This is a genomic window from Bacillus cereus group sp. N8, assembly GCF_016483685.1.
Lineage (GTDB): Bacteria > Bacillota > Bacilli > Bacillales > Bacillaceae_G > Bacillus_A > Bacillus_A proteolyticus.
In genome coordinates, this window is the sequence record NZ_JAEHBK010000246.1 from 1 (window position 1) to 229 (window position 229).

Here is a 229-nt window from a genome sequence, read left to right on the forward strand (position 1 = left end):
AATGAGTTATTATTAACACATCGTGAATGAGGGCTACATATTGGAGGGATGAATCCTTGCAAAAAAACGCTCGCAGCCATATAAAAGCATATGCTTTAATGTCAGGAATTCTTGCTCAGTTAGTCGGTTCTATTATTATTGGAATCTTTGGTGGGCAATGGATTGATAATAATGTTGGAACGTTTCAATTGTTTCATATTATAGGGTTATTACTCGGTTTAGGAACCTT

Annotated in this window: 1 protein-coding gene; it reads left to right on the forward strand. The window is 35.4% G+C overall.

All coding sequences use genetic code 11. From position 1 onward, the window contains the following. Positions 1-56: 56 nt before the first annotated feature. The coding region (locus JDS80_RS31170; protein ID WP_199640851.1) for an AtpZ/AtpI family protein at positions 57-229 on the forward strand (173 nt) is incomplete at its 3' end.